Below are 21,723 nucleotides of genomic sequence, written 5' to 3' on the forward strand. Positions count from 1 at the left end.
TTCACGAATGCCCTCCCTGTTCGTGGTTGTCTTAGTCGTCAGTCTTCCGACCATTGGAGTGTTATTTGCAATGGCTGTACCAAGTACAGCTGGGACAGTGACCGGAAAGCTGATCTATGCACTTTGCAAAGTAGGATTGCTGAGTGTGCCTTTGCTATGGCATTTTGGAATAGAGCGTCGTCGCATTGAAGTCCGGCAGCCAACGACTTCGGGCTTACTGCTCGGTGTGTTGACAGGTCTCGTGATCAGTTGCGTCATTATCGTTGTCTATCTACTGGCAGGGCAGTGGTTGGTCGATCCAGAAGTGATGCGGGAAGCTGCAGCGCGTTCTGGTCTTGCGGATCGATCTCTTTATCTTTGGCTGGCAGCCTACATCATTTTCTTCAACAGTCTTTTAGAAGAATATGTATGGCGATGGTTCGTCTATGAAAAATGTTGTCTGTTGGTTGGATCGGTGACTGCAGTGGCACTTGCTGCGTTCTTGTTTACGATTCATCACATCGTGGCTTTGTCATGTCAATTCGAACTACCCGTCATCATTGTTGGTTCTGTTGGTGTCTTTGCGGGTGGACTGATCTGGTCGTGGTGCTACCTCAAGACGAATTCGATTTGGTCAGGGTATGTGAGCCACATCTTGGTCGACATCGCTGTCTTTGTGGTGGGATGGATGATTTTGTTTGGTTGATCATAAGGTGGTGTATGGCCATTTGATTGACTTGATCGCTCATCAAGAGTGAATATGCTGCTCTGCACCGAGGGTCGGTTGCTAGCAGTCATCACTTGGAGTTCATATGATCTACTTGGTTGAGGACTCGTAGAAGAGTTCTTTTTAGGTTGTTGTTTTTTAAGCGAGCCTTTGGCTATGCGACACGGCTGGGATAGAAATCTTGATTGGTTTGTTACAAAGGCGATAGACCTATCTCCGCTCATTGATGGCCCAACTTGTTGGACCTTTGTTGTAACTACGAAGAAAGATATTGTTGATGTGGTGTTGGCACGCGCATGCGATCGTGTGTGCTAAGCAAAAGAGTAGCTGCAGAATATTGAGTAGCCGAGACAAAGCATTACGAGATTTGGAAACATTGAGAAGAGAGTATTTATCGCAACGCAATACAGAAATCAAAAGATAGGCACAAAAAAATAAGGGCTGGCTATGAGCAAGTACTATTTGCGGAGAGATGAAACAAGTGAAGTTATTTCAGATCTCACCTCTGAAGATCTCAAGAGAATGGCGATACAGGGTGAACTATCAGTTTCATATGAAGTGAGACGTTCTGGTAGTAAAAACTGGCACCCGATTTCTGAGATTCAAGGGCTTGCAAAACAGGTTCGTCAGGCGAACGTATCAGAGGGGCTTGGACTACAGCTTCAGGATGACGAGGACGACCCTTTTGGGAGTATGCCTGATTTTGTAACAGGTCAATTTGAACAAGCGCCGCCGCCACCACCAATTGCAGCAGCGCCGCCGCCGCCGCCGCCGCCTCCGCCACCACCAATTGCAGCAGCGCCGCCGCCGCCACCACCACCACCACCAATTGCAGCAGCGCCGCCGCCACCACCACCACCAGTTGCAGCAGCGCCACCGCCGCCACCGCCGCCACCACCAATTGCAGCAGCGCCGCCGCCGCCACCACCACCACCAATTGCAGCAGCGCCGCCGCCGCCGCCACCGCCACCACCAATTGCAGCAGCGCCGCCGCCACCACCGCCACCGCCAGGGGGAACGATGCCGCCGCCACCGCCGCCACCGCCAGGGGGAACGATGCCGCCACCACCACCGCCACCGCCAGGGGGAACGATGCCGCCGCCACCACCGCCACCGCCAGGGGGAACGATGCCGCCGCCACCGCCGCCACCACCAGGTGGAACGATGCCGCCGCCACCGCCAGGGGGACCGGTGCCATCAGGAGCTGGTTTTGATGCCGGAGCCGCCGCCGCATCTGCGGGCGCCGCGATGCGTGGTGTTTCAGATGGTTTGGGCATTGGTGCCCGACTCTGCGCCTGGATACTCGACTTTATTAGGGCATTGCTGCCTCAAAAGATATTGGATGTCATCCTTGGCATCTCGCTCGTTGTTGGGCAGTGGGCTTTGTTGGTAGCTGCATTATTCATGTGCGCCTTTTTTATCTATGCCGCATTTGAGGGAGATAGTGCAGAGCCTTTGCTTTATGTGTTGGCAACCGTGATCGGCTATCTGATTGCTGATTTTGTTGCGACACGTTTTGTTCATACGGCTCGAAAAGTGCTTAATGCCAGTGAGAGTTTTTTATCAGATACATCAGTGCTGGATGTCATTTCACTTTTGATCATCATTGCTACGATTTGGCTGAGCTATGAGCTGATTAAAGTGCACGAGCGTGCAGATCTTGGTATCGCCGTTGTTGCCGACATCATCCAGGGTATTGGGCTGTTACTTGTTGCGGCTATTCCATTGCATGCAGCCTTGCTGAGAATTCGCACGGGTCAGCCAAAAAGAGCGAGCGAAGAAGGGGCTGGACTGCTTGCGGCAATATTCAAGGTGCCTCTTGCCGGCGCCCCAATTATTTTTGCCGCATTTATGCTCAGCGGCGCGATCGCAGTGATTGGAGGATTGATTGAAGTCATGGGCGATGGTCCGAGTCGTTTGGCTGAGCTCTATATTACAGGTGGTATGAAGGCAATTTTTTATGGTGTCTTGTTCCCACCTTTGGCCTATCTCTTCTTTGTCATCTACATGCTCATCATTGATCTTATTCAAGCAGTGGTGAGAGCTTGTGAAGTAAAAATGGAAGACCCCGCGCGAGAGCGCGTGCTTGCGGCCGAGTTCGCCTCCGCATCTGAGCTCTCATCAGATTCACTTGAATTGGTTGGTGAATCAGCCGGTGTCGCTGCTGGTGAAGCAGTTGCCAGCGTGCTCATTATGGTCGCAAGTGAAGAAGAACAACAAGAACAAGAAGAAGAGACACTGGCAGCACAAGAATCTCATGAGTCTGAGTCTGAGTCTGAGTCTGATGATGTAGATGACGATGCAGACGAAGAGGATGACAAGGAGGCTTCTGATGACAGCTGAGGGTTATATCTACGTTGATGACAGTGGTGTTCAGCATGGTCCATTTGATGGTCAGGCACTGCAGGCAATGGCTCAGCAGGGGCAATTGCATGCCAACACGTATGTGCGCCATACCAATGAAACTGAGTGGAGTCTGGCTTCGACTTGGCCATGGCTTGGATTCGCAGCAGCGCCAGCTGTAGCGGCAACAGGTGCCGGTGGCTCTGCTCAAATGAGTCAAGCGTGGCGCAATCTGGCCCAGCGCACCAATCTTTCTCAGGGCACATTGTTGGGTATTATCATCGGAATTGTGGTGATTATTGCGTTGGTGATCGTCTTCATGAGCGGTGGCGGCGGGCCGAAAGGCGCCGTCAATTCAATGCAAGCGGCCTCAACAGCGATCACCCGTGCTGTCCAGAGCGGTGATGCCAATGGCATGATTGATGGTCTGGAACATCTCGTTGAAGGTATGGAGCAGCTTGCCAAAATGAAGGATCAGATAGAGGCGATGCCAACCGAGGAGCAAATGAAGTTTGCTGGAGAGTTGATGGGTTCGATGGCTGGACTCCAGTCGATGGCGCAACTGCAGAGCAATCCGCAGATGGCCCAAGAGATGATGACCAATCCGGCATTACAAGCGCGTCTTGAAAATTTGCAGAAGCGCATGCGTGACGCTCAGCGAAGCATGCCATAGTTAGGAGCAGATGACGAAATGGCTGATGGCTATATCTATGTTGATGACAGTGGAGCCCAACATGGGCCTGTGACGGTCAAGCAACTGCGAGCGCTGGTTAAAGCAGGGCGAATCAAGCCGAACAACTACGTTCGTCATTCCAATGACCAGCAATGGACACTGGCGTCTGATTTGCAAATTCCTGGCGTCCATGCAGCGACGGCGGTCACCTTGGACAATCACGGGCAGGGATCAGATCAATCTGGTGGGCGTGGTCTGACAGGCGTCCTGTTTGGCGTTTTCTTTTGGATCTGTGCTGTCATTGGCTTGTTGTGTATTGCTGCTTTTGTGACCTGGATTTGTCTAGCCGATGATCAACGGATCAAAGTGCACGACTATGTCGGTGAGAAAGCGCCTTGGTTGATGATAGAAGGTGATAGTCACAGTGGTAGCGCCAGCAAATCAAATAAAGATCAACCGCCGGCGAGTGAAGTAAGTACTTCAGAAGACACCACTCCAGTTGCAAGCAGTAGTGGTGCATCTAGTTGGTTAATCAATGCGGATGATGGCGTACTGTATACGGCGCTTCATCGCATGAAAGAAACATCAAGAGTAGTTTACGAGGAGTGTAATCCTCAGGCGATTGCTAATATGAGTGTGAGTCAAGGTGAATCGCTGACTAAAAGATCTATGGACAATATGTGTGCAAGTTTGTTGGATTACCTTGAAGCGATGCCGGATTACAGCTCTGCTATCAAAGAGATAATGACACCAGCGCAGTTTGACAAATTCAAGCTGATTTATAACCCCTTTCAAGCTGGAGGTAGCCTCTGGATGTCAGTGACTTGTTGTGACAATCGCGCGAATATGCTCTGTGATGATTATCCTGGCTTAGCGTTGCCGATCTATAAGTATTCGGAGTCGGTTATTAGCATCTTCAAAGATCCTTCATTGCTTGAAACATTGGGCGATAGCTAAGTTACAGCTAAAACAGCAACATCTCTAAGTAGTCAACCTCGTTATGACTGAAGAACATCGAGAAACAGCCTCTGTTGGATACGTCTTCGTTGACGATACAGGGCAAGAGCACGGTCCATTTGAGGCCGAGGTCCTACAAGCGATGGCGCAGTGCGGGGAGTTTCACGCCAATAACTACGTGCGCCATAGCCACGAACAGGAATGGCATCTGGCATCAGATCTGGCATGGCTCGGTTTCGCGTCTTCTGCTGAAGCCTCGACAGAGACAGCAGTCAATCAGTCGCCATCAAATGGTCGTCTTTCGCCTCCAGTCATCATCGGGATTGTGATCGGCATTGTGATATTGATCATCATCATTGCCACTTCAGGTGGTGGTGATGGTGACGGTGCGAAACCATCCAATGTGAGCCAATTGCAACTTGTCAATCACTATGAAGACATGCGAAAGGCGAGTGAACGATTGAATCAGGGAATCTATAATGGTGATCATCTTGTCGTTATAGCCAGCTGGACTGATTTCGCTGACGCGTGGGAAGCCATCGCTAATGACGCAGTTTCTTTGCATCAGCTAGATGATGATCAAATGCTTGAGAAGCGAGAAGAACTAAGCGATTATGTGGGTAAAACGAGAGGTCTTAACCTTCAGAACATCAAGAGAAAAAACCCTGCCCTCGCCCGGCGCCTCAGTGCGGCTGAGTTCTTTGCAAAGTGTGAGAGGCAAGAGGATCGTATCTCCAAATCGCACATGCAATGCCTAGAAATCATCAAAAATTTAGTGACCAAACGTGAGCGAGCCTTTGGTCAGTTAGGTGAATTCTGTAAGTCGCTCTGTTGGTACAACCAAGACTGGGGCGGCACGTTCCCAATCAAAGATGGCTTGATCGATTGGGATTTACTTGTTGATTACTTTGATGAAGAGATGAGCCGTGATGAGATGTTTATTGATCCATGGGGTCAAGAAATTGGGTTTACCTGGCTTGACTACAAGCGTGACGTGACACAGTTACCTGAGGAGCGGAAGAAAGGTGACTATTTTGAGATTCAATTCACGTCCTATGGCGCTGACGGAACTCCTGGCGGACAGGGTGATGCGGCCGATGTCATTGTCGGATGTGGTTGTGCGTTCACTGCCCACTAACTGCCCTCGATCCGCTCGGCGAGCCAGTTGCTGACCTGATCAAGGGCTACGCGTTCTTGGTCTTGTGAGTCACGGTGGCGCACCGTCGCCGATTGATCATTAAGCGAATCACTATCGATGGTAAAGCAGTAGGGGCAGCCAGCTTCGTCCATGCGTGCATAGCGCTTGCCGATCGACTGCTTGGCGTCGTATTGCACGTTCCATCGCGTACGCAGCTCATCAAAGAGCCGCTCAGCGACCTCGGGCATTCCATCCTTATTAACCAGTGGGAAGACCGCAGCTTTGATCGGTGCCAAGCGGGGGTGGAACTTCATGTAGACCTTGCTGGCACGATCAGGGTCAGGCGTGAAGGCTTCACACAAGACCGCGAGCGTGCCTCGACTGAGTCCGGCCGAAGGCTCGATGACGTGTGGTAGGAAACGTTCGTTTCGCTCTTGATCAAAGTAGCTGAGCTTCTTGCGGCTGAATTCCTCGTGGCGACGCAGGTCATAATTGCCGCGGTGGGCCACGCCCTCAAGCTCGCCAAAACCTGGCGCCGTGAAGGGGAACTGGTACTCGACATCGAAGGTGCCACATCCATCTTTTGCATAGTGAGCGAGTTCGTTGGCATCATGGCGACGCATTTTTACGTTGTCGCTGGTAAGGCCAATGGATTCCCACCAGTTCCGTCGCACTTCGCACCAGAAGTCGAACCACTTTTCTGATTCTGCTTCGTGACAAAACCACTCGATTTCCATTTGCTCAAATTCACGAGAGCGGAAGATGTAGTTTCGTGGTGTGACTTCATTTCGAAACGCTTTGCCGATCTGCGCAATGCCAAAGGGGACTTTGACGCGCATGGTGTCGACGACGTTGTTGAAATTGAGGAAGATACCTTGCGCTGTCTCGGGTCGAAGGAAGGCACGGTTGTCATCGCTACGAATAGCGCCGACAAATGTTTCGAACATCAGGTTGAAGTCACGCGGTTCGGTGAGGGTGCCGGCTTCTTTGGCATCAGGGCCGACGGTGAGGTTCCGTTCCGCTTCTGAGAGATCCATAAAACTGCAAACATCGACTTCTTCATCTTCCACCGTGCGTTTCTTTTCTTTGCCAAGTTTCTTGAGCGCTGAAGCGCGAGACTCGGCATCCGCTTCAAGAAAAGCATAGATGCGACCTTCTTTATCACCTTTGAGGCCGATGCAGAATAGTTGGTCAGCGCGGTAGCGTGATTTACTTTTCTTGCAGTCGACCATTGGATCATTGAAACCCTCAACATGACCAGAGGCTTCCCAAACGCGTGGATTCTGAATGATTGATGAGTCAAGTCCAACGACTGAGATAGGTCGCCCATCAGGACCGTCAGGTGGGCTGAGCACCATGTCACGCCACCAAGCATCCCGTAGGTTGTTTTTGAGCAGTGTGCCCAGTGGCCCGTAGTCCCAAAATCCATTCAGGCCGCCATACACCTCGGAAGCAGGGAAAATGAATCCGCGGCGTTTGCAGAGTGAGACAAGGTCTTCCATTGCGATGGTATTGGGCTGCGTCATGGTGGCAGATATTAACCGCCCGGCCAATAAGCACAAGGCACTTAGGAACCAGTTGCCGTTTGTGCGACCAGCCTGCGTTGGTAGACGAGATCAATAGCCAGCTTAATGGCTGCCTTCATTGAACCAGCATTCGCCTGGCCCTTTCCAGCAATATCGAAAGCCGTGCCATGATCTGGGCTGACACGGATAATCGGCAGGCCAAGAGTCCAGTTGACGGCCGTTTGCCAGGCAAGCAGTTTCATCGGTATCAGGCCTTGATCGTGATACATCGCCACTACTAAATCAAGTGAACCCTCGAGGGCCTTTCGGAAAACCACCTCAGCAGAGTAGGGGCCTCGAGCATCGATGCCGTTTCGTTTTGCGACATCAATGGCAGGTTCGATCAGTCGCTGCTCCTCATCACCGAACAGACCACCCTCACCAGCATGTGGGTTCAGTCCGCACACACCAAGACGGGGGCGCTTGATGCCGAGTTGACGGCAGGCATCATGTCCAAGATCGATTGCATCAAAGATGCGGCCAATCGTCAGGACATTGCGTATCTGCATCAGTGATATATGTGACGTAGCGAGTGCAACACGAAGTTTGTCAGATGAGAAAGCCATCACTGATCGTTTTGCTTTGGTGCGGTGGGCAAACAGTTCCGTATGTCCTGGCCATTGATGCCCGGCCTCAGACCATGAGGTCTTGCTGATTGGCCCTGTCACGATGCCATCGATGAAACGCCCGTTTTTCTCGTCGAGCATGGCGTCAGCTATTGCATCTTCAACAAACCGTTTTGATGCATGGCCACCGAGTTGGCTCGGCGCATGTGGACGCATGAGGATGCCATGGAAGTCGGGGTCGTCAACAACAACGACCCCATCGGCAAGCTCACGCTGAGCACGCTCTGTACCGCGTGAGACGCGGTACCAGAAAGGTGCGATGCCGAGTTGGTCGGCAGCGAAGGTCATTGACTCGTTGAGTCCATAAATGACAAAGCGACTTCGCTTACGCAGCTCAGGATCAGCCAAGGCTTTGACAAGTATCTCTGGTCCAATTCCCAGAGGATCACCCATACTGATGCCAATCGAGGGTATTGGTTGCTGTTCCTGTGTTTGAGTCATCGGTTGATCGTATGCCTTGTCGGTGGGCTTTCTCGGTGAGTGAAATTGAAGCCTTACATTTTAGCAACCAAGCGAGGGTCGTAGTGAGATGGCGTTTTGGCTTCACTTGGCTTGCATATGAGAATAGGCTGCTACATCACTTAAGGCGTCGTGCATGTGCGATCGCCAGCGGCACGAACAGTCCAACCGCAAGTCCCACTACCAGGAAGTAGGTGAAGGATGTGGGATTTATGCCTGACTCGGTGAGCTGATCAGGCGGAAAGAACCCAATGACAATCGCGAAGATTGCCCCCAACCCACCAATTCCGCAAGTCAACCACAAGCCGGGCGTGCCACCCGGAATCCGGAATGTGTCCGAGCGTTTCGGGTGGAGCTTCCGGAGTCGTAGTGCAGCCATGAACATCATGAAGTACATGATGAGATACATCTGGATGGCGAGCATGCTGATCATGAAGTAGGCCGACTCGACGGTGGGTTGCAAGGTGAACGCAACGCAGATCAGGGAGACGATTCCACCTTGTATCAGCAGAATGCGGGTGGGCACGTTCTTCTTGTTCACCTTGCAGAGGGCTGCAGGCAAGGCGCCGTCTTCAGCGGCCGCCAGGAGTCCCTTGCTTGGGCCGACGATCCAGGCATTCACGCTTCCAAATACACCGAGCGCCATGCCCAGTGCGGCAAGTCGCGCCCACTCTTCAAGCCCATAGCGGGCGAGCATGGTGCGCAAGGCCTCCGGCACGCCACTTTGCAGTTCATATTCTCCGGGTGCCAGGGTGTTCGAGATCGACAGGGCGCCCAGGATGAACACGGTCAGAATGACAACAGCTGCAATCAAGATCGCGAACGGGTAGTTTCGTTCGGGCGAACGTACTTCTCGCGCGTGTGCTGCTGTCATTTCCATGCCGGCGAATGCAAGGCACACACTGACTGCGAAAGTGAGATTGGAAGGCTTGGCGAGATCAGGGATCAGTTGATCTCCGTTCTCAAGGAGCCTGGACGGAGTACCATCGACCAGTCCGATTCCCGCCAGCACGATCAGCGCGATTCCCGGGATGAATATCCCGGCGAAGGCTCCAAGGATGCAGATCCGAGCGCAGCTGGAGAGACCGAAGAAATTGAGGAAGACGGAGAACCAAAAGACAGTCAGGACCACGCCAACGATGAAGAACTTGCTCTCCGCCAACGTAGCGGAGTGTTCGGGTGCAACGGCAAACGCGAGCGATGCCGCTCCGAAGGTCAGCACCACGGGATACCAGAACACGTCCTCGAACCATTGGAGGAATATGGCCAGGAAACCCCATCGTTTCCCGAAAGCCTCTCTCACCCAGACGTAGACGCCGCCACGCTCGGGCCACGCCGTTGCCAGTTCAGCGGCCACCAATGACACCGGTATGAAGAAGACCAGGGCGACGAGCACATAGAAGAAGATCAAGCTGAGTCCGTAACTCGCCATCTGCGGCAGATCGCGAAGACTCGCAATCGCCACAATATTGATCATCGCGAGCCCGAAGAGTCCAAGCACGCGCGGCTGCCCGACATCATCTTTCGCCATAAAGACACTCCGCCCCCATGGAATGACTATCTGTCATGTTTCTGGGCATTCGTGGTGACTGAAAATACATGCGTCCATATTAGCAATGTCACAAAATTTGCATTGGGATCGCTTTTCGCCTTTGGCAGGCTTCCATGAGAGAATAAGGCCGTGCAACAGACTGGTACAAATCAGATAGCTCGGTTGGCGGCTGAATTGCTTGTAGAGGATTCAACAAGCAGCATTGATCAAGCTGTTCAGTCAGCTCGAAGTCAACTGGGGCTTCTAGATGTACCGTTGCCAAGTAGAGGACTTGTGCGGCAGCATTGTCGAGCGTGGGCGCAGGCAGTACTGGGTGAACAGGGATACAAAAATTCTATCAAGGAGAAACTTGTCGTCATTGCGCAGTTGGCTGATTCGTTGCTGTATCTACAGCCAGAGATACGCATCATGGTGATGGGGCGCGCGGCACAGTCGCTCTTCGATGGTCCTGGTCGCGTTCATTTGCGATTGTTTACGGATGACGAACTTGTGGATCTGGCGGAGCGATTGGTAACGCTTGGCTATGAAGAGCCCAGCTTCCATACGGTAGACACCCAGTATGGGCGTATGACTCAGCTTCATTTCAGAGAATCTACTCTTGATTTTTGTCTGACAATGATCCGCAGCTCTATTCGATTTAATGAGCAAGAAGATTTGTTTACAGGCAAGCAGGTGGCATCAGTTCAGGTTCAAGAGCTTCGGGCAATGATTCAAGAGCTGAGCTAAAAGAGGCTTTTTTATATCGGACACTTATTTGTTAAGTGAGGTAATTCAGTTGCTCTATTCGTTGTTGCAACAGAGTTTCTTTTATCTGATCTGGTAATGCAGTGGCGTGCGGTAGCCCCCCGTGACAGTTTCTTAACTGGGGGAGAGGCTACATGCAATTAAGAACGGTGTTGATATCGCTTTTGGCGTGTTGTCTGTCATCGGCTGCAGCTCATGCGGACTTAACCATCGTTGACGCTGTTGGTGAACCGGTCCCTCCAGAGCACTACCTGATTGCATGGGATGATGCGGCGCAGGCTTATGACATTATTCTGCTTGAGCTGTTTAATCCCTGGGGTGATACCACCTATGAAATCCATGGAGACGGTGGTGAGTCTATTGATCGGCTCGAGATTGCTGTCAATGGTCCAACGGCTGGGTCGCCGGTCATTGTGCGAGTGATTAGTGATGGTTTTCCAGGCTTGGACTCTATCAATGAAATCATTCAAACGGGTACGGCGGAGATCCTGCTGAATCGCGTTGAAGTCAATGTTGATGTTGGACGTGTTGAAGTGCTTGCAGTTGGAAACATTATTGCAGGGCGCCATGTCGTGGGTCCTATTACGGCAACCACGCCATCCAATGCAGCACGCGGTATTACATTGGTTCAAGCTGGGCGAGATGTGCTTGGGGATCTAGTCACCGTTAATGGCAGGATTAAACGAGTGATCGCTGGGGGTGATATTGGTAAGTCAGATCAGTTGATCCAAATTCAGGCAGGGCATTACATCGGAAAAATAGAAGCCGAAGGCGATTGCTTTGCTCAGATTGATGCGACCAATGGCCCGGGAACTGGGCATATTGCGTCGCTTGATGTTGCAACTTTTTGGGGTTCGATCATCGTCGAGAATCTCAAGTACGTTTCTGGGTATACCAATCCAGGACAGCTCCGTTTTCGAGAACGAATGGAAGGACTGCTCTTTGTTCAGAAGAGTTTTCGGCATGAGGATCTCACCACGATCCAGACTGGGGAGCTCGGCGTTGGGGGGCATATTATTTTCAATGCTGCAGCTGATACCGCTTGTGAGTGGTCAGCGCCCATTCATATTGGTGACATTGGGCTCAATGGCCTCACGATTGATGGACCTGGATACACGCAAACTTGTGAACAACTGGGTGGTGGGACGATCGGTTTAGTTCCCTTTCTAATGCATGACGAGTCTTGTGAGCCCAGCAACGGCGGGGTTATTGAACAACTTGGTTCAGCGGATGTGACCGTAGACATTCGCTTCTATGGTCCACTGGTTTCACTTGAAGCGATGCCAGTTGATATTGCCAGGCGTATTGCGGGCTCGAGCAGTGCCTTTGAGTCAGTGCCTGATGCCTTCTTTAATGCCCAGATTCTGCCCGAAACACCCCAGGTCATTCGTCTGACACGTGCCTGGATGCAACCGGGTTTTCAAGATGGTTATGAATACCGAATTACGCCCAGGCCATCGCTTCACTGCCTCTTGCCGAATTCTGTGCCTGTTGCCTCTGGGCAGGTTTACTTGGTCACTATTGAAGGGGCGGGTTCGCAGTGCATCGGTGATGCTGATGGTGATGGCCAGGTTGCTTTCAGTGATTTCACTCAACTGCTCATTGAATATGGGCAAAGCGGGCCAGGTCTCATGGCAGATTTTGATGGCAATGGTTCAGTAGATACCTTGGATTTCAGCATCCTCTTGGTCTATTGGGGGCCTTGTGAAACACGTTCGGCAGCAGCAAGCCCTTCACGCGGCGCGCGGAAAAAGACCAAGAAAAGAAACAACACACGTGGCGCGCGGCGAAATAAAGGTGAGTCTAAGCGCGCTCAGCGATAGGATCGAGATCTTTTTCGAGGCGAACCTAGACAAGACCGCCCTTGAGATCTTGCCCATCGCCAAACTTTGCTCGTAGCTTCCGGAGTGCAGGATCTTCGGGGCGATCCTGATTCATGTCCGGGGCGCCGGCTTCTGTCATGGCCTTCAAGGACAGGCTGATGCGTCGGCGGCCATGATCAACATCGAGCACTTTGATAGTCACGATCTGGTCCACTTTGACCACCTGGCTGACTTTGCCCACTCGGTCATGGCTCAGCTGAGAAATGTGGATGAGGCCTTCGACCCCCGGAGTGAGTTCTACAAATGCACCGAACTCGGCAATCTTGCTGACACGACCTGTGACGGTGGCACCTTCAGTGAGTTCGCCAGTGGCTGAAACGTATGGATCAGACGCGAGTTGTTTCATGCCTAATGAAATACGTGGTGGATCAAGTTCAAGCTCAAGCTTCAAGACTTGCGCCTCGACCATCTGTCCGTCTTTGACGACTTCTTCTGGCTTATGAATTCGCTGATGGCAGAGATCAGAGATATGGATTAGTCCTTCAATGCCACCAATATCAGCAAAGGCGCCATAGGGCATAATCTTGGTAATCAGTGCGCTCACACGCTGGCCGACCTCAAGTGTCTCAAGGAGCTTAGCGCGTTTCTCTTCGCGTTCAATTGCTAAAACTTCGCGTCGGCTGAGCACAATCCTTTTGCGAGATAGATCAAGCTCAGTGATTTGGCAGGGAAGTTTCTCTCCTACGAATATATTAAGGTCGGGTATGTGACGAAGATCTACTTGCCCAGCGGGCATGAAAGCACGCTCGCCTGCCACTTCCATTTCAAGGCCACCTTTGTTTGTTCCGGTGCAACGAGCTTCTACTGTTTGTCCAAGTGTGAGATTGCCGCGCTGGGCTTTTCCGACTCTTCCGGCTCGAGACAAAACGAGAAGGCCATCTTGTTTGTCATGGCGGTCTACTACGAATTCCATTTGATCGCCTTGCGTGGGCGGTTCATCAAAATGATCAATTGGGCAAACACCTTGGGTGCGTGGCGAAAACTCGACAAAGACATCAGCATCTCGAATGGAGACAATGGTGCCGGTCATCATGCGAGGACCAGTTTCGCCAGTTGGCGGTGCATCGACAAGATCTTCAATGCTCATGCCACCAAGGCTTCGTTCTATTTCTGCTTCAAGTTCAGGGTCAAGCGGATTTGGACCTTTGGGTGTCGTCATTATTTGCGTTCTTACGTCTATGAAGTGAGGACTGGAAGTTTGTAGCTAGGGGTGATCTCGGTTGCCAGGGTCTCATGTTGATGAACATCGGTGACCCGTGCTTCCAGGAGAGTACCACGCGCTGCAGAAGAGGCCAGTTGAATTTTTACATAGTGGTCACATCGGCCCGCGACGCCCCCTGTGGTTTGCTCTTCTACAATGATGCGAACACGTTTATTTAAAAGGCGTTGGCGGTAGCGAATTGAGAGTCCATCATTTGGATCAGTTTCACGGTCGATGAGTTGGCGAACGCGTTGGCGAACGAGTTGTTGGTCAAGGTGTTCGCTGGTCCAGCGTGCCGATGCAGTGCCGGGCCGAGCTGAATAGGGAAAGACATGCATGTGTAGGAAACGTGCCGTTTCGACGACCTGGCAAGTCTCTTCGAAGTCCTGCTCAGTTTCACCAGGGAAGCCGCAAATAATGTCAGTTGTGATTGCGGGTGGGAGCCCATCGATTGTTTGCAATTGTTCGGTGGCCATTGCAACGGCTTCTAAGTATTCGGCACGTCGATATTGACGATTCATTCGCGAGAGGATGCGATCCGAACCTGACTGCAGAGGTAGGTGTAGATGTGCTGCGACGACATCCTGATGCGCGATCATTGCATCCAGTAGCTCCTGTGAGAGATCGCCGGGTTCTAAGGAGCTGAGTCTGACGCGCAGTAGCCCGTTTACTGAAGCAACTGCATCGAGTAAATCAGCGAGTGGGCGTGCATGGCCATTCACTTGCTTGCGTCGCAGTGCAGTTGTGTGCCCATATGCGCCCAGAAAAATCCCTGATAGAACAATCTCTTTGTGTCCGAGATCGACTAATCTTTCTGCCTCTTTGACAACATCTTTGACGTCTTTTGAGCGTACCTTGCCGCGCACACGTGGCAGGATACAGAACGTGCAGCACGCATCACAGCCATCTTGTATACGAACCTCAGCTCGACTATGTCTTGCGGGCTGATTTGGTAAGAGCACTGGTAGTTGGTGGATGGATGTCTTTGGGATTGACTGTTGCGTTGCGGGTTGATCTGCGACGGCTCGTATGTCCAGCCAGCTGTCGACTGTTTTTTCAAGACGCTGGATCATGCCCGTCCCATCTGCATGGCGATGGGGGATGACCCGATCCTGCCCCCCAGCTAATTCAACGGCTCTTTGTGGATCGGTGCCGGTATAGCAGCCGGTGACAAGGACATCGGGAAAGCCGTCGGCGTGTGTTGGGCTGGCTTTCCGGGCTCGACGGATTGCGTTGCGACTCTTGGCAGCGGCAGCAGAAGTCACTGAGCATGTGTGAACGACTGTGAGGTCTGGCGTCTTCGGGGCTGAGACTGGCATCATGCCACGTGACTCAAGCAGTGTTGAAATCTCCCGGACCTCAGCATGATTGACCCGGCAGCCAAGGACCTTCACCTGATAGGTCAATGGAAGATGTCTCAGAGCTTCGTTGGGCATAAGGGGTCATGTTAGCCATCATGTCGTGCAGGCAGTGGCTTGTAGAGGCAATTTCGTCGACGATCTGCCGAGCGGCGTACCGTTTGTGTATGATTCAAAGACCTCGTTTGCGGCCCGCAGGCTCATCTGTTGATGTCCTTGTGTCAGTGAATAGAGGCCTTGCGGGGGCAAGGGGCAGCCCGAGGCTTTATTGGGCCATCAGCACCTCTTGCCTATTGAGATTGGCTTTACAGTTCCTATTGGAGATCTCTGTCAATGGCAAATCGGAAGGCGGCATGGGGGATCGAGATTGGCGCCCATGCCATTAAGGGCATCCGCCTTGAGCGTACTGGTGACTCGATCGAGGTTTCTGACTTCGCAGTTATTCCCCATACACGTGTCTTGACGACTCCAGATCTTGATGCTGATGAGATGGTGCGACTGAGTCTTGGTCAGTTCATTGCGCAAAAGACACTTGAAGGCGAACATCTTGTGATGACGGTTCCTGGGCATGCAGCCTTTGCTCGTTTTGCAAAGCTGCCACCGGTTGAGCCGAAGAAGGTGCCCGACATTGTCAAGTTTGAAGCGGTGCAACAGATTCCATTCCCTATAGAGGATGTTGAATGGGACTACCAGACATTCAGCTCTGAAGATACGCCTGAAATTGAGGTCGGCATTTTTGCGATTACCCGTCAGCGGGTGCAAGAACGTCTTGGTCTCTACGGTGAACTTGGTCTGACTCCAGAAGCATTGACGCTGAGTCCTCTCGGTGTCTATAACGCCATGGTTCACGACCTGGATCTCAATGAGGAATCAGAGCCCGTTGTCTTCATTGACATTGGTACACAAGCAACGGATGTGATTGTTGCCGATGAAGGGCGTTGTTGGATTCGCTCATTCCCACTTGGTGGCACGCACTTTACTGAAGCGATTGCTGATGCTTTTAAGCTGAGCTACTCAAAGGCGGAAAAACTCAAGCAGGAAGCTGCAACAAGTAAATACGCCAAACAGATTATGCAAGCAATGCGGCCGGTATTCAGTGATCTATTACAGGATCTACAACGTTCTCTTGGTTACTATCAGAGCCTGCATCGTGACCGCGAACTTAAAAATATGGTTGGTCTAGGTTCTACAATGAAGATCGCAGGTCTTCGTAAGTTCCTTGGACAGCAACTGCAAATTTCTGTGTCTCGACTCGATGAATATCGAAAGCTGCGAATGACTGGCCGTGAGGCCGCTTCGTTTGCTGAGCACAGTGTGAATATGGCGAGTGCCTATGGCGCGGCACTGCAAGGTGTTGGCTTAGCGCCGATCGCAGCCAATCTGGTTCCAGTGAAGATTCTTCGCGAGCAACTTTGGGCAGGAAAAACAAAGTACTTTGCTGCTGCGGCCGCAATCGTTGTGATTGGTGGAGCAATGACCTTGTGGAGACCACTTGCGGACGCAGGTGTTGCCACAGATAAGAATTCGGCCGAAGTGACTCGGGTGCTGCGCACAGGAGGGCAGCTTGTTTCAGAGTTGGAACAAGCGAAAATGAATGGGCAAGCAGGCTTTGTGGCCGCAAATGTGAGAGGCCTTCTTGATCAGAGGCGTGTTTGGCCCTACTTGCTTCATGATGTGGCTGATGCGGTTGCCAGTGGAGACCCCCAGTCAGAGCTCCTTGAGGGCAATCTCGCACAAGTGATGGCCATTGCGCCAGAAGATCGTCGTTTGGTTTCATTAGTTGATCTTTCCGGTGACTACGTACCGCCTACCGATGCGGATAAACGGCGACGAATCAGCGTAAAGATGACCGTCGATGTGACGCATGCTGAGCCAGATGTTTTCTTGAATGGGACTATCAAAAAATGGCTTACTGAAAACGGAGAACCAATCGGCAACCGTTCAGATGCGCCATATCGAATCATTGCAGACACGGTCAGCATTAACCCAGGTTTGGCCCAAGCTTTAGTTTGGTCTGAAGGGACTGTCGATAGTGATGGTTCCGCTACAGTTAGTGGTGGTCCTGGCGGCGGTCGTGGCGGTGGCGGAAATGTTGGCGGCGGTCGTGGCGGTGGCGGGAATGTTGGCGGCGGTCGTGGCGGTGGCGGGAATGTTGGCGGCGGTCGTGGCGGCGGCGGGAATGTTGGCGGCGGTCGTGGCGGCGGCGGGAATGTTGGCGGCGGTCGTGGCGGCGGCGGAAATGTTGGCGGCGGTCGTGGCGGTGGTTCAGGTGTCTCCACCCCTGGTATGTCTGGTGGTAACATGAACGGTGGGGGCCGTGCAGGCAATGCGGGGTCGACCGGTACGACTGGCTCTACAGATAGTGGAGCTGCAGCTGGCAGTACCCTCAACCTCGATGATGGTGAATTCGACATTGACGCAATGGCGCCCATTATTGGTGCTGCATCTCCATACCTGGATGGCACCAAGTTCAAACGCTTTCCTATCACATTCGAGATTGAGTTACTGACACCACAGCAGATTGCAGCGGCGAAGAAGAAGGCGAATGGCACGCCTGCCGTGAATTCAGAAGGGACAAACTGATGCAAGAGGTTGTTGAGTGGCTCAAGGCCAATATGCTGATTGTTTTGTGTATTGCCATCATGATTGCGGCAGCGGTTGGCTTTCCCTACTTTGCTGCCAGTATGAACACAGGGGTGCAAGAGCAGCTTAAAACAAAGACGCGTGCTCTGCGTGAACTTCGCAATATCCAGAAGTACTCTTTTGTTCCTCCAGGTGCTCAGCTCGGGACGAATGCCACCAGTACGATTGTGAATCCACAACTTGTGGCTCGGTATAAGGAAGCAGCAGCGATCCTTATCAGCGATTCCGACGCCATTAAGACGTTAGCCATTGATCACAACAAGAAGAACTTTCTTCCAGTCGCACTTCCCGGCGGCATCGCTCTTTTTCCAGTGCCGGATGAAGAGCACGAAGAAGTTATTGCTCGTCAATTTTATGAAGCCTTGATGACTGAATATGCCAGTCTCTTTGATCTTATTCAGGCTGGGTCGCCACCAGATCGCTCTACGCTTACCCAGGATCTGCGCCGCTCTGCCGCGCAGTATCGAGATCAGATGCTCCAGAAGGATATAGATGATTCGCTTAGTGATGAAGAGCTTGTCCAGCTAAAGGAATATCTTTCGGGTATTCGTATGGAGTTAGATCGTAAGGCTGCTCAGTCCATTCAGATCTATGGGAATAGTTCTGCCTTGATGCTTCCGGTCTTTTCAGCAGCAAATCCACCGAGTTTGGGTGAAATGTTTAATTGGCAGTGGGCCTATTGGATTACCCGTGATGTGCTGGAGGGCGTTGCATCAGCCAATGAATCGAGCGGCAGTGTGGCTTCGGCGCCTGTCAAACGAATCATCTCACTTCAAATTGCACCTCTTCCAACGAGCCCGCAAGGCACGAGTTCGCCACCAAGTTGGTCCAGCCAGATCAAAAAGAACTATGGGATTTCGCTGACTGGTCGAGGCAACAATGCGATCTATCAAGTTGTGATGGTGAATCTACATCTCGTAGTGGAAACGAAGCGAATTCCAGAAGTACTTGACGCGATCGCGAAGCAGAACTTTATGTCAGTCGTTGATCTCGATGTTTATGAATCAAATGCAGCCGCAGATCGTCGGCTGGGGTTCTTCTATGGAACATCTGCCGTCAGCAATCTTCAACTCACATTGGAGACGGTTTGGTTCAAGGATTGGTTGATCCCATTTCTTCCTGCAGAGACACGTGCGGCCATCGGTTTGCCGCCGCTACAGCCAACGCCAAATGGGTCAAATATGCCGAGCAATCCAGGGTCAAATCCCAGTAGATACTGAGTAATGATCGATGTTCACGTTGGGGTTTTTAGCTAAAGTAGATCAGCAGTATGCGACTTAAAGGAATCAAAGAATGAAGACCAAGGGTGTACCCGTATGGGAGCTTTACCTTGAGTGGCTAGTGCTAGCAGTTGCAGTAATTCTGTTTATTTACTTTGTAGGCAGTCAGTTTGTCGGGGCGCCAAACTCCTTGACGCTTGAGGGTAAGCAGCTGTCACCTGGAGAAGTTGATGAGTATCTTGATGGCATTGCTCGATCGATCAATGGTAATTTGAGTGGTTCGTCTCCACCTGCAGTTGTGATTGAAGATCCAAAGGCAAGTCTTCCTGAAGTCCAGGCCATGCTCAACTCGGGTGTTTCTCCAGAATCAACTTGGGAACTCCCTTTGATTTCCGCGCTTGATCCTCATGACTCAGCAGACCTGTCTGCTGAAATCGCTTCGGGTCTTCCTTATCTCGTGCCGCAGCCGCCATCTTCATCTCAGGTTGTCACGGAGCAGTTCTTTAATACGGTTACGCCAAACACGCGTGAGGAGTATGCCTCGTTGGCGGAGCATCTCCCTGCTGAAGCACCCTTTGATGTGACTTGGGTCACAGCAAAATCGAGTGTGGATCTTGCTGATCTCTTAGTGCTCTACAAGGATGGGATCGCCAGTGAGGCCCGCCCCTATCGTCCCAATTGGTTCGATGGTCGAGTCGATGTGTTAGACGTCATCGTTGAACGCGAAGAGCTTGTTGACGGAGCATGGACGAATTCGATTATCTTAGATCCGCTGGAGTCACAGGTTTCGATTAGAGAGGCTATCAAAGGATCGAAGAACACCAGTCAGCGCGACCAGTTGTTGGCTCAAGCGAGGGATAAACAGCAGCAAGATTCAATGTTGCGGCCTGCGTTCTACCCTGTTCGAGAACAAACCTCCTGGCGGCTCGATTCTGATGCTGCGAGTGCAGCTATTGACAGTTCAGAAACCAAAGCAGAAAAGAACATTCGAGCTTACAAGGGTTATCTTGAAGACCAGTTGAAACTCGAAAGTGAATGGGAAAAACTAAATTGTGATTCAGTTGATCTTGGCTCTGTTGGTTCAGGCACTGGTGGAGTAGGTTCAAGTGATAGTGATGCCGCTCCTGGAATGTCTGGAATGAGTGGGGGCGAAGGTTCTGGTGGCGTCAATAATGCACAGCAAGATGAAGAGCTCGCAGTGTGTCGGCGACTTAATGCCCAGCTGCTTTCAGTCAGGCAAAAACTAGCAAACCTTAAGCGGCGACTCGAAAACGATGGGGTGAATCTTGAGAGCCTTGAGATACAGGTAGATTTGTCTGATCTTAAGGAAAGCACCTCAGTTGAAATGTGGGTGCATGACATCTCTGCTGTGCCGGATCATATTTATCGATATCGAATGCGCGCTGAACTTTACAACCCACTATTTGGTCGCAAACTATCTTTGCAGCCAGAGCAGTTTCCTCTCGCAGAAAAACTTACGGTCTCAACACCCTGGAGTGATTTTTCGGCGCCTATTGATGTCCAGCCACCGTTGGTCTTCTATGTCACGAATGCAAGTTCTGCGGAGCAACAAGGCCAGTCAGGGCTAGGACTTAATCTTGGGCAGGCCAGAGTCGAAGTACATCGTTTTTATGATGGTCGGTGGTGGGGTCAGAACTTTGCGGTGGAACCTGGAGATCTGGTTGGTTTCGCCAAGAAGGCTGGCGAAGAAGGCCGCGAGGTTGATTTCGCCACGAACTGGTTTGTGCTCGATGTTATTTCTAATCTTGAGGCAGCTGCTGATCCAGCAAAAGTCCGGGCCCGAATGGCCGCGCACGTTTTGCTTCAGCGGGATGACCGCATTGAGCAGTTTGAAGTGCGCAATCCCAGCGAAGATTCAGAAAACTGGGTGCGTGCTGAGCTCTTGGATTTTGAAGATGCAGCGCCGCTTCAGCAACAAGAAGAGATGACCGATGATTCTCAGCCGGGGCGTGACCCTGGTGGCGGCCGCGGTGGTGGCAATACAGGTGGCGGCGATGCAGGTGGCGGCCGCGGTGGCGGCGGTCCTGGCGGCGGTCGTGGCGGCGGTAATCCTGGTGGCGGTCGAGGCGGTGGAGGCCTCAGTGGCCCGGGCTAAAACCTGAGGTCAATTTCTGCCCGTTTTCTATAGTTTTAAAAAACTTATCGCCTCAGGACGGACCTGCTTTAGCGAGGCCATTCTGGCGGTTTTGAAATGCCGTACGGGTACCGCAGGCCTTTAGAAACAGATGATTTTGGAGCATGCCGGTGATGGTCCCACTCGGTTATGTGTGTCTGGTTTTTGGATCTCCGGCAGCCTGTGACCCAGCAGTAGCTTGGCTAAGTGTCCAGATTGAGTTGACACTACCGCGGGCGCGTATAAACTAACCGCCTTACCCCTTGATTGGGCCCTCTTGCCCAGTCAGCGGCCCCGGCGCGTTGGCATGCTGCCTTTATGTGCTTTGGAGGGCCGTGTTCTGTTCTTTGACAAGTTATGTTCAGGTTCGTTGCGGGTCGTACTTCTTTTTCGATCCTTGTTTACAAGGGTTGAATCTTTTTCTGTCTGGGAGGTACGACGCCGCACCGAGAACGAACGCTTGAAGCAAAAAATATTCAAGTAGCAAGCAAGCAAGACAATGGCATACCAGTTGATTTTTC

At 51.9% G+C, this 21,723-nt stretch carries 16 protein-coding genes; 10 read left to right on the forward strand and 6 right to left on the reverse strand.

The window, feature by feature from the left end; all coding sequences use genetic code 11:
• Nucleotides 1-7: 7 nt before the first annotated feature.
• Nucleotides 8-685, forward strand: a complete 678-nt coding sequence (locus P8J86_12435; protein MDG2055500.1) for a CPBP family intramembrane metalloprotease — start codon at nt 8-10, stop codon at nt 683-685.
• 734 nt (nt 686-1,419) lie between these two features.
• On the opposite strand, the gene P8J86_12440 is transcribed toward P8J86_12435, so the two are convergent.
• A complete protein-coding gene (locus tag P8J86_12440; GenBank protein MDG2055501.1) occupies nt 1,420-1,983 on the reverse strand; it encodes a hypothetical protein in 564 nt (187 codons plus the stop codon).
• Between P8J86_12440 and P8J86_12445 the strand changes: the two genes are divergently transcribed.
• The 4 genes from P8J86_12445 to P8J86_12460 are packed head-to-tail and all read left to right on the forward strand — an operon-like array spanning nt 1,955 to nt 5,817.
• The gene (locus tag P8J86_12445) at nt 1,955-3,049 is read left to right on the forward strand and encodes a hypothetical protein (protein MDG2055502.1); all 1,095 of its coding nucleotides are present in this window, start codon (nt 1,955-1,957) and stop codon (nt 3,047-3,049) included. The genes P8J86_12440 and P8J86_12445 overlap by 29 nt on opposite strands.
• The gene (locus P8J86_12450; protein ID MDG2055503.1) at nt 3,039-3,722 is read left to right on the forward strand and encodes a DUF4339 domain-containing protein; all 684 of its coding nucleotides are present in this window, start codon (nt 3,039-3,041) and stop codon (nt 3,720-3,722) included. The genes P8J86_12445 and P8J86_12450 overlap by 11 nt, the downstream gene beginning before the upstream one ends.
• An 18-nt stretch (nt 3,723-3,740) precedes the next feature.
• Nucleotides 3,741-4,679 carry a DUF4339 domain-containing protein gene (locus tag P8J86_12455; protein MDG2055504.1) on the forward strand — a complete coding sequence of 313 codons (939 nt, stop codon included), beginning with the start codon at nt 3,741-3,743 and terminating at the stop codon, nt 4,677-4,679.
• 43 nt (nt 4,680-4,722) lie between these two features.
• A complete protein-coding gene (locus P8J86_12460; GenBank protein MDG2055505.1) occupies nt 4,723-5,817 on the forward strand; it encodes a GYF domain-containing protein in 1,095 nt (364 codons plus the stop codon).
• Here the strand turns inward: P8J86_12460 and P8J86_12465 are convergent.
• The 3 genes from P8J86_12465 to P8J86_12475 all read right to left on the reverse strand — a co-directional run bounded on the left by P8J86_12465 (nt 5,814) and on the right by P8J86_12475 (nt 9,998).
• Nucleotides 5,814-7,343 (reverse strand): glycine--tRNA ligase, encoded by a 1,530-nt coding sequence (locus P8J86_12465; protein ID MDG2055506.1) that lies wholly within the window; start codon nt 7,341-7,343, stop codon nt 5,814-5,816. The genes P8J86_12460 and P8J86_12465 overlap by 4 nt on opposite strands.
• A gap of 41 nt (nt 7,344-7,384) precedes the next feature.
• A complete protein-coding gene (gene pdxA / locus P8J86_12470) occupies nt 7,385-8,449 on the reverse strand; it encodes a 4-hydroxythreonine-4-phosphate dehydrogenase PdxA (GenBank protein ID MDG2055507.1) in 1,065 nt (354 codons plus the stop codon).
• A 136-nt stretch (nt 8,450-8,585) separates the two neighbouring features.
• The gene (locus tag P8J86_12475) at nt 8,586-9,998 is read right to left on the reverse strand and encodes an amino acid permease (GenBank protein MDG2055508.1); all 1,413 of its coding nucleotides are present in this window, start codon (nt 9,996-9,998) and stop codon (nt 8,586-8,588) included.
• A gap of 150 nt (nt 9,999-10,148) precedes the next feature.
• On the opposite strand from P8J86_12475, the gene P8J86_12480 reads away from it, so the two are divergent.
• Nucleotides 10,149-10,745, forward strand: coding sequence for a hypothetical protein (locus P8J86_12480; GenBank protein ID MDG2055509.1), 597 nt, complete (start codon nt 10,149-10,151; stop codon nt 10,743-10,745).
• 152 nt (nt 10,746-10,897) lie between these two features.
• Nucleotides 10,898-12,586, forward strand: coding sequence for a hypothetical protein (locus tag P8J86_12485; protein MDG2055510.1), 1,689 nt, complete (start codon nt 10,898-10,900; stop codon nt 12,584-12,586).
• Nucleotides 12,587-12,611: 25 nt separating this feature from the next.
• On the opposite strand, the gene P8J86_12490 is transcribed toward P8J86_12485, so the two are convergent.
• Both P8J86_12490 and P8J86_12495 read right to left on the reverse strand, forming a co-directional pair.
• Nucleotides 12,612-13,805 carry a S1 RNA-binding domain-containing protein gene (locus tag P8J86_12490; GenBank protein ID MDG2055511.1) on the reverse strand — a complete coding sequence of 398 codons (1,194 nt, stop codon included), beginning with the start codon at nt 13,803-13,805 and terminating at the stop codon, nt 12,612-12,614.
• Nucleotides 13,806-13,822: 17 nt separating this feature from the next.
• Nucleotides 13,823-15,283, reverse strand: a complete 1,461-nt coding sequence (locus P8J86_12495; protein ID MDG2055512.1) for a MiaB/RimO family radical SAM methylthiotransferase — start codon at nt 15,281-15,283, stop codon at nt 13,823-13,825.
• A 255-nt stretch (nt 15,284-15,538) separates the two neighbouring features.
• On the opposite strand from P8J86_12495, the gene pilM reads away from it, so the two are divergent.
• From pilM to P8J86_12510, 3 genes are all read left to right on the forward strand, one after another.
• Nucleotides 15,539-17,788, forward strand: a complete 2,250-nt coding sequence (gene pilM, locus P8J86_12500) for a type IV pilus assembly protein PilM (protein MDG2055513.1) — start codon at nt 15,539-15,541, stop codon at nt 17,786-17,788.
• Nucleotides 17,788-19,068, forward strand: a complete 1,281-nt coding sequence (locus tag P8J86_12505; protein MDG2055514.1) for a hypothetical protein — start codon at nt 17,788-17,790, stop codon at nt 19,066-19,068. The genes pilM and P8J86_12505 overlap by 1 nt, the downstream gene beginning before the upstream one ends.
• A 73-nt stretch (nt 19,069-19,141) precedes the next feature.
• Nucleotides 19,142-21,184, forward strand: a complete 2,043-nt coding sequence (locus P8J86_12510) for a hypothetical protein (protein ID MDG2055515.1) — start codon at nt 19,142-19,144, stop codon at nt 21,182-21,184.
• Nucleotides 21,185-21,723: the final 539 nt, after the last annotated feature.

This window comes from Phycisphaerales bacterium, from assembly GCA_029268515.1.
Lineage (GTDB): Bacteria > Planctomycetota > Phycisphaerae > Phycisphaerales > SM1A02 > JAQWNP01.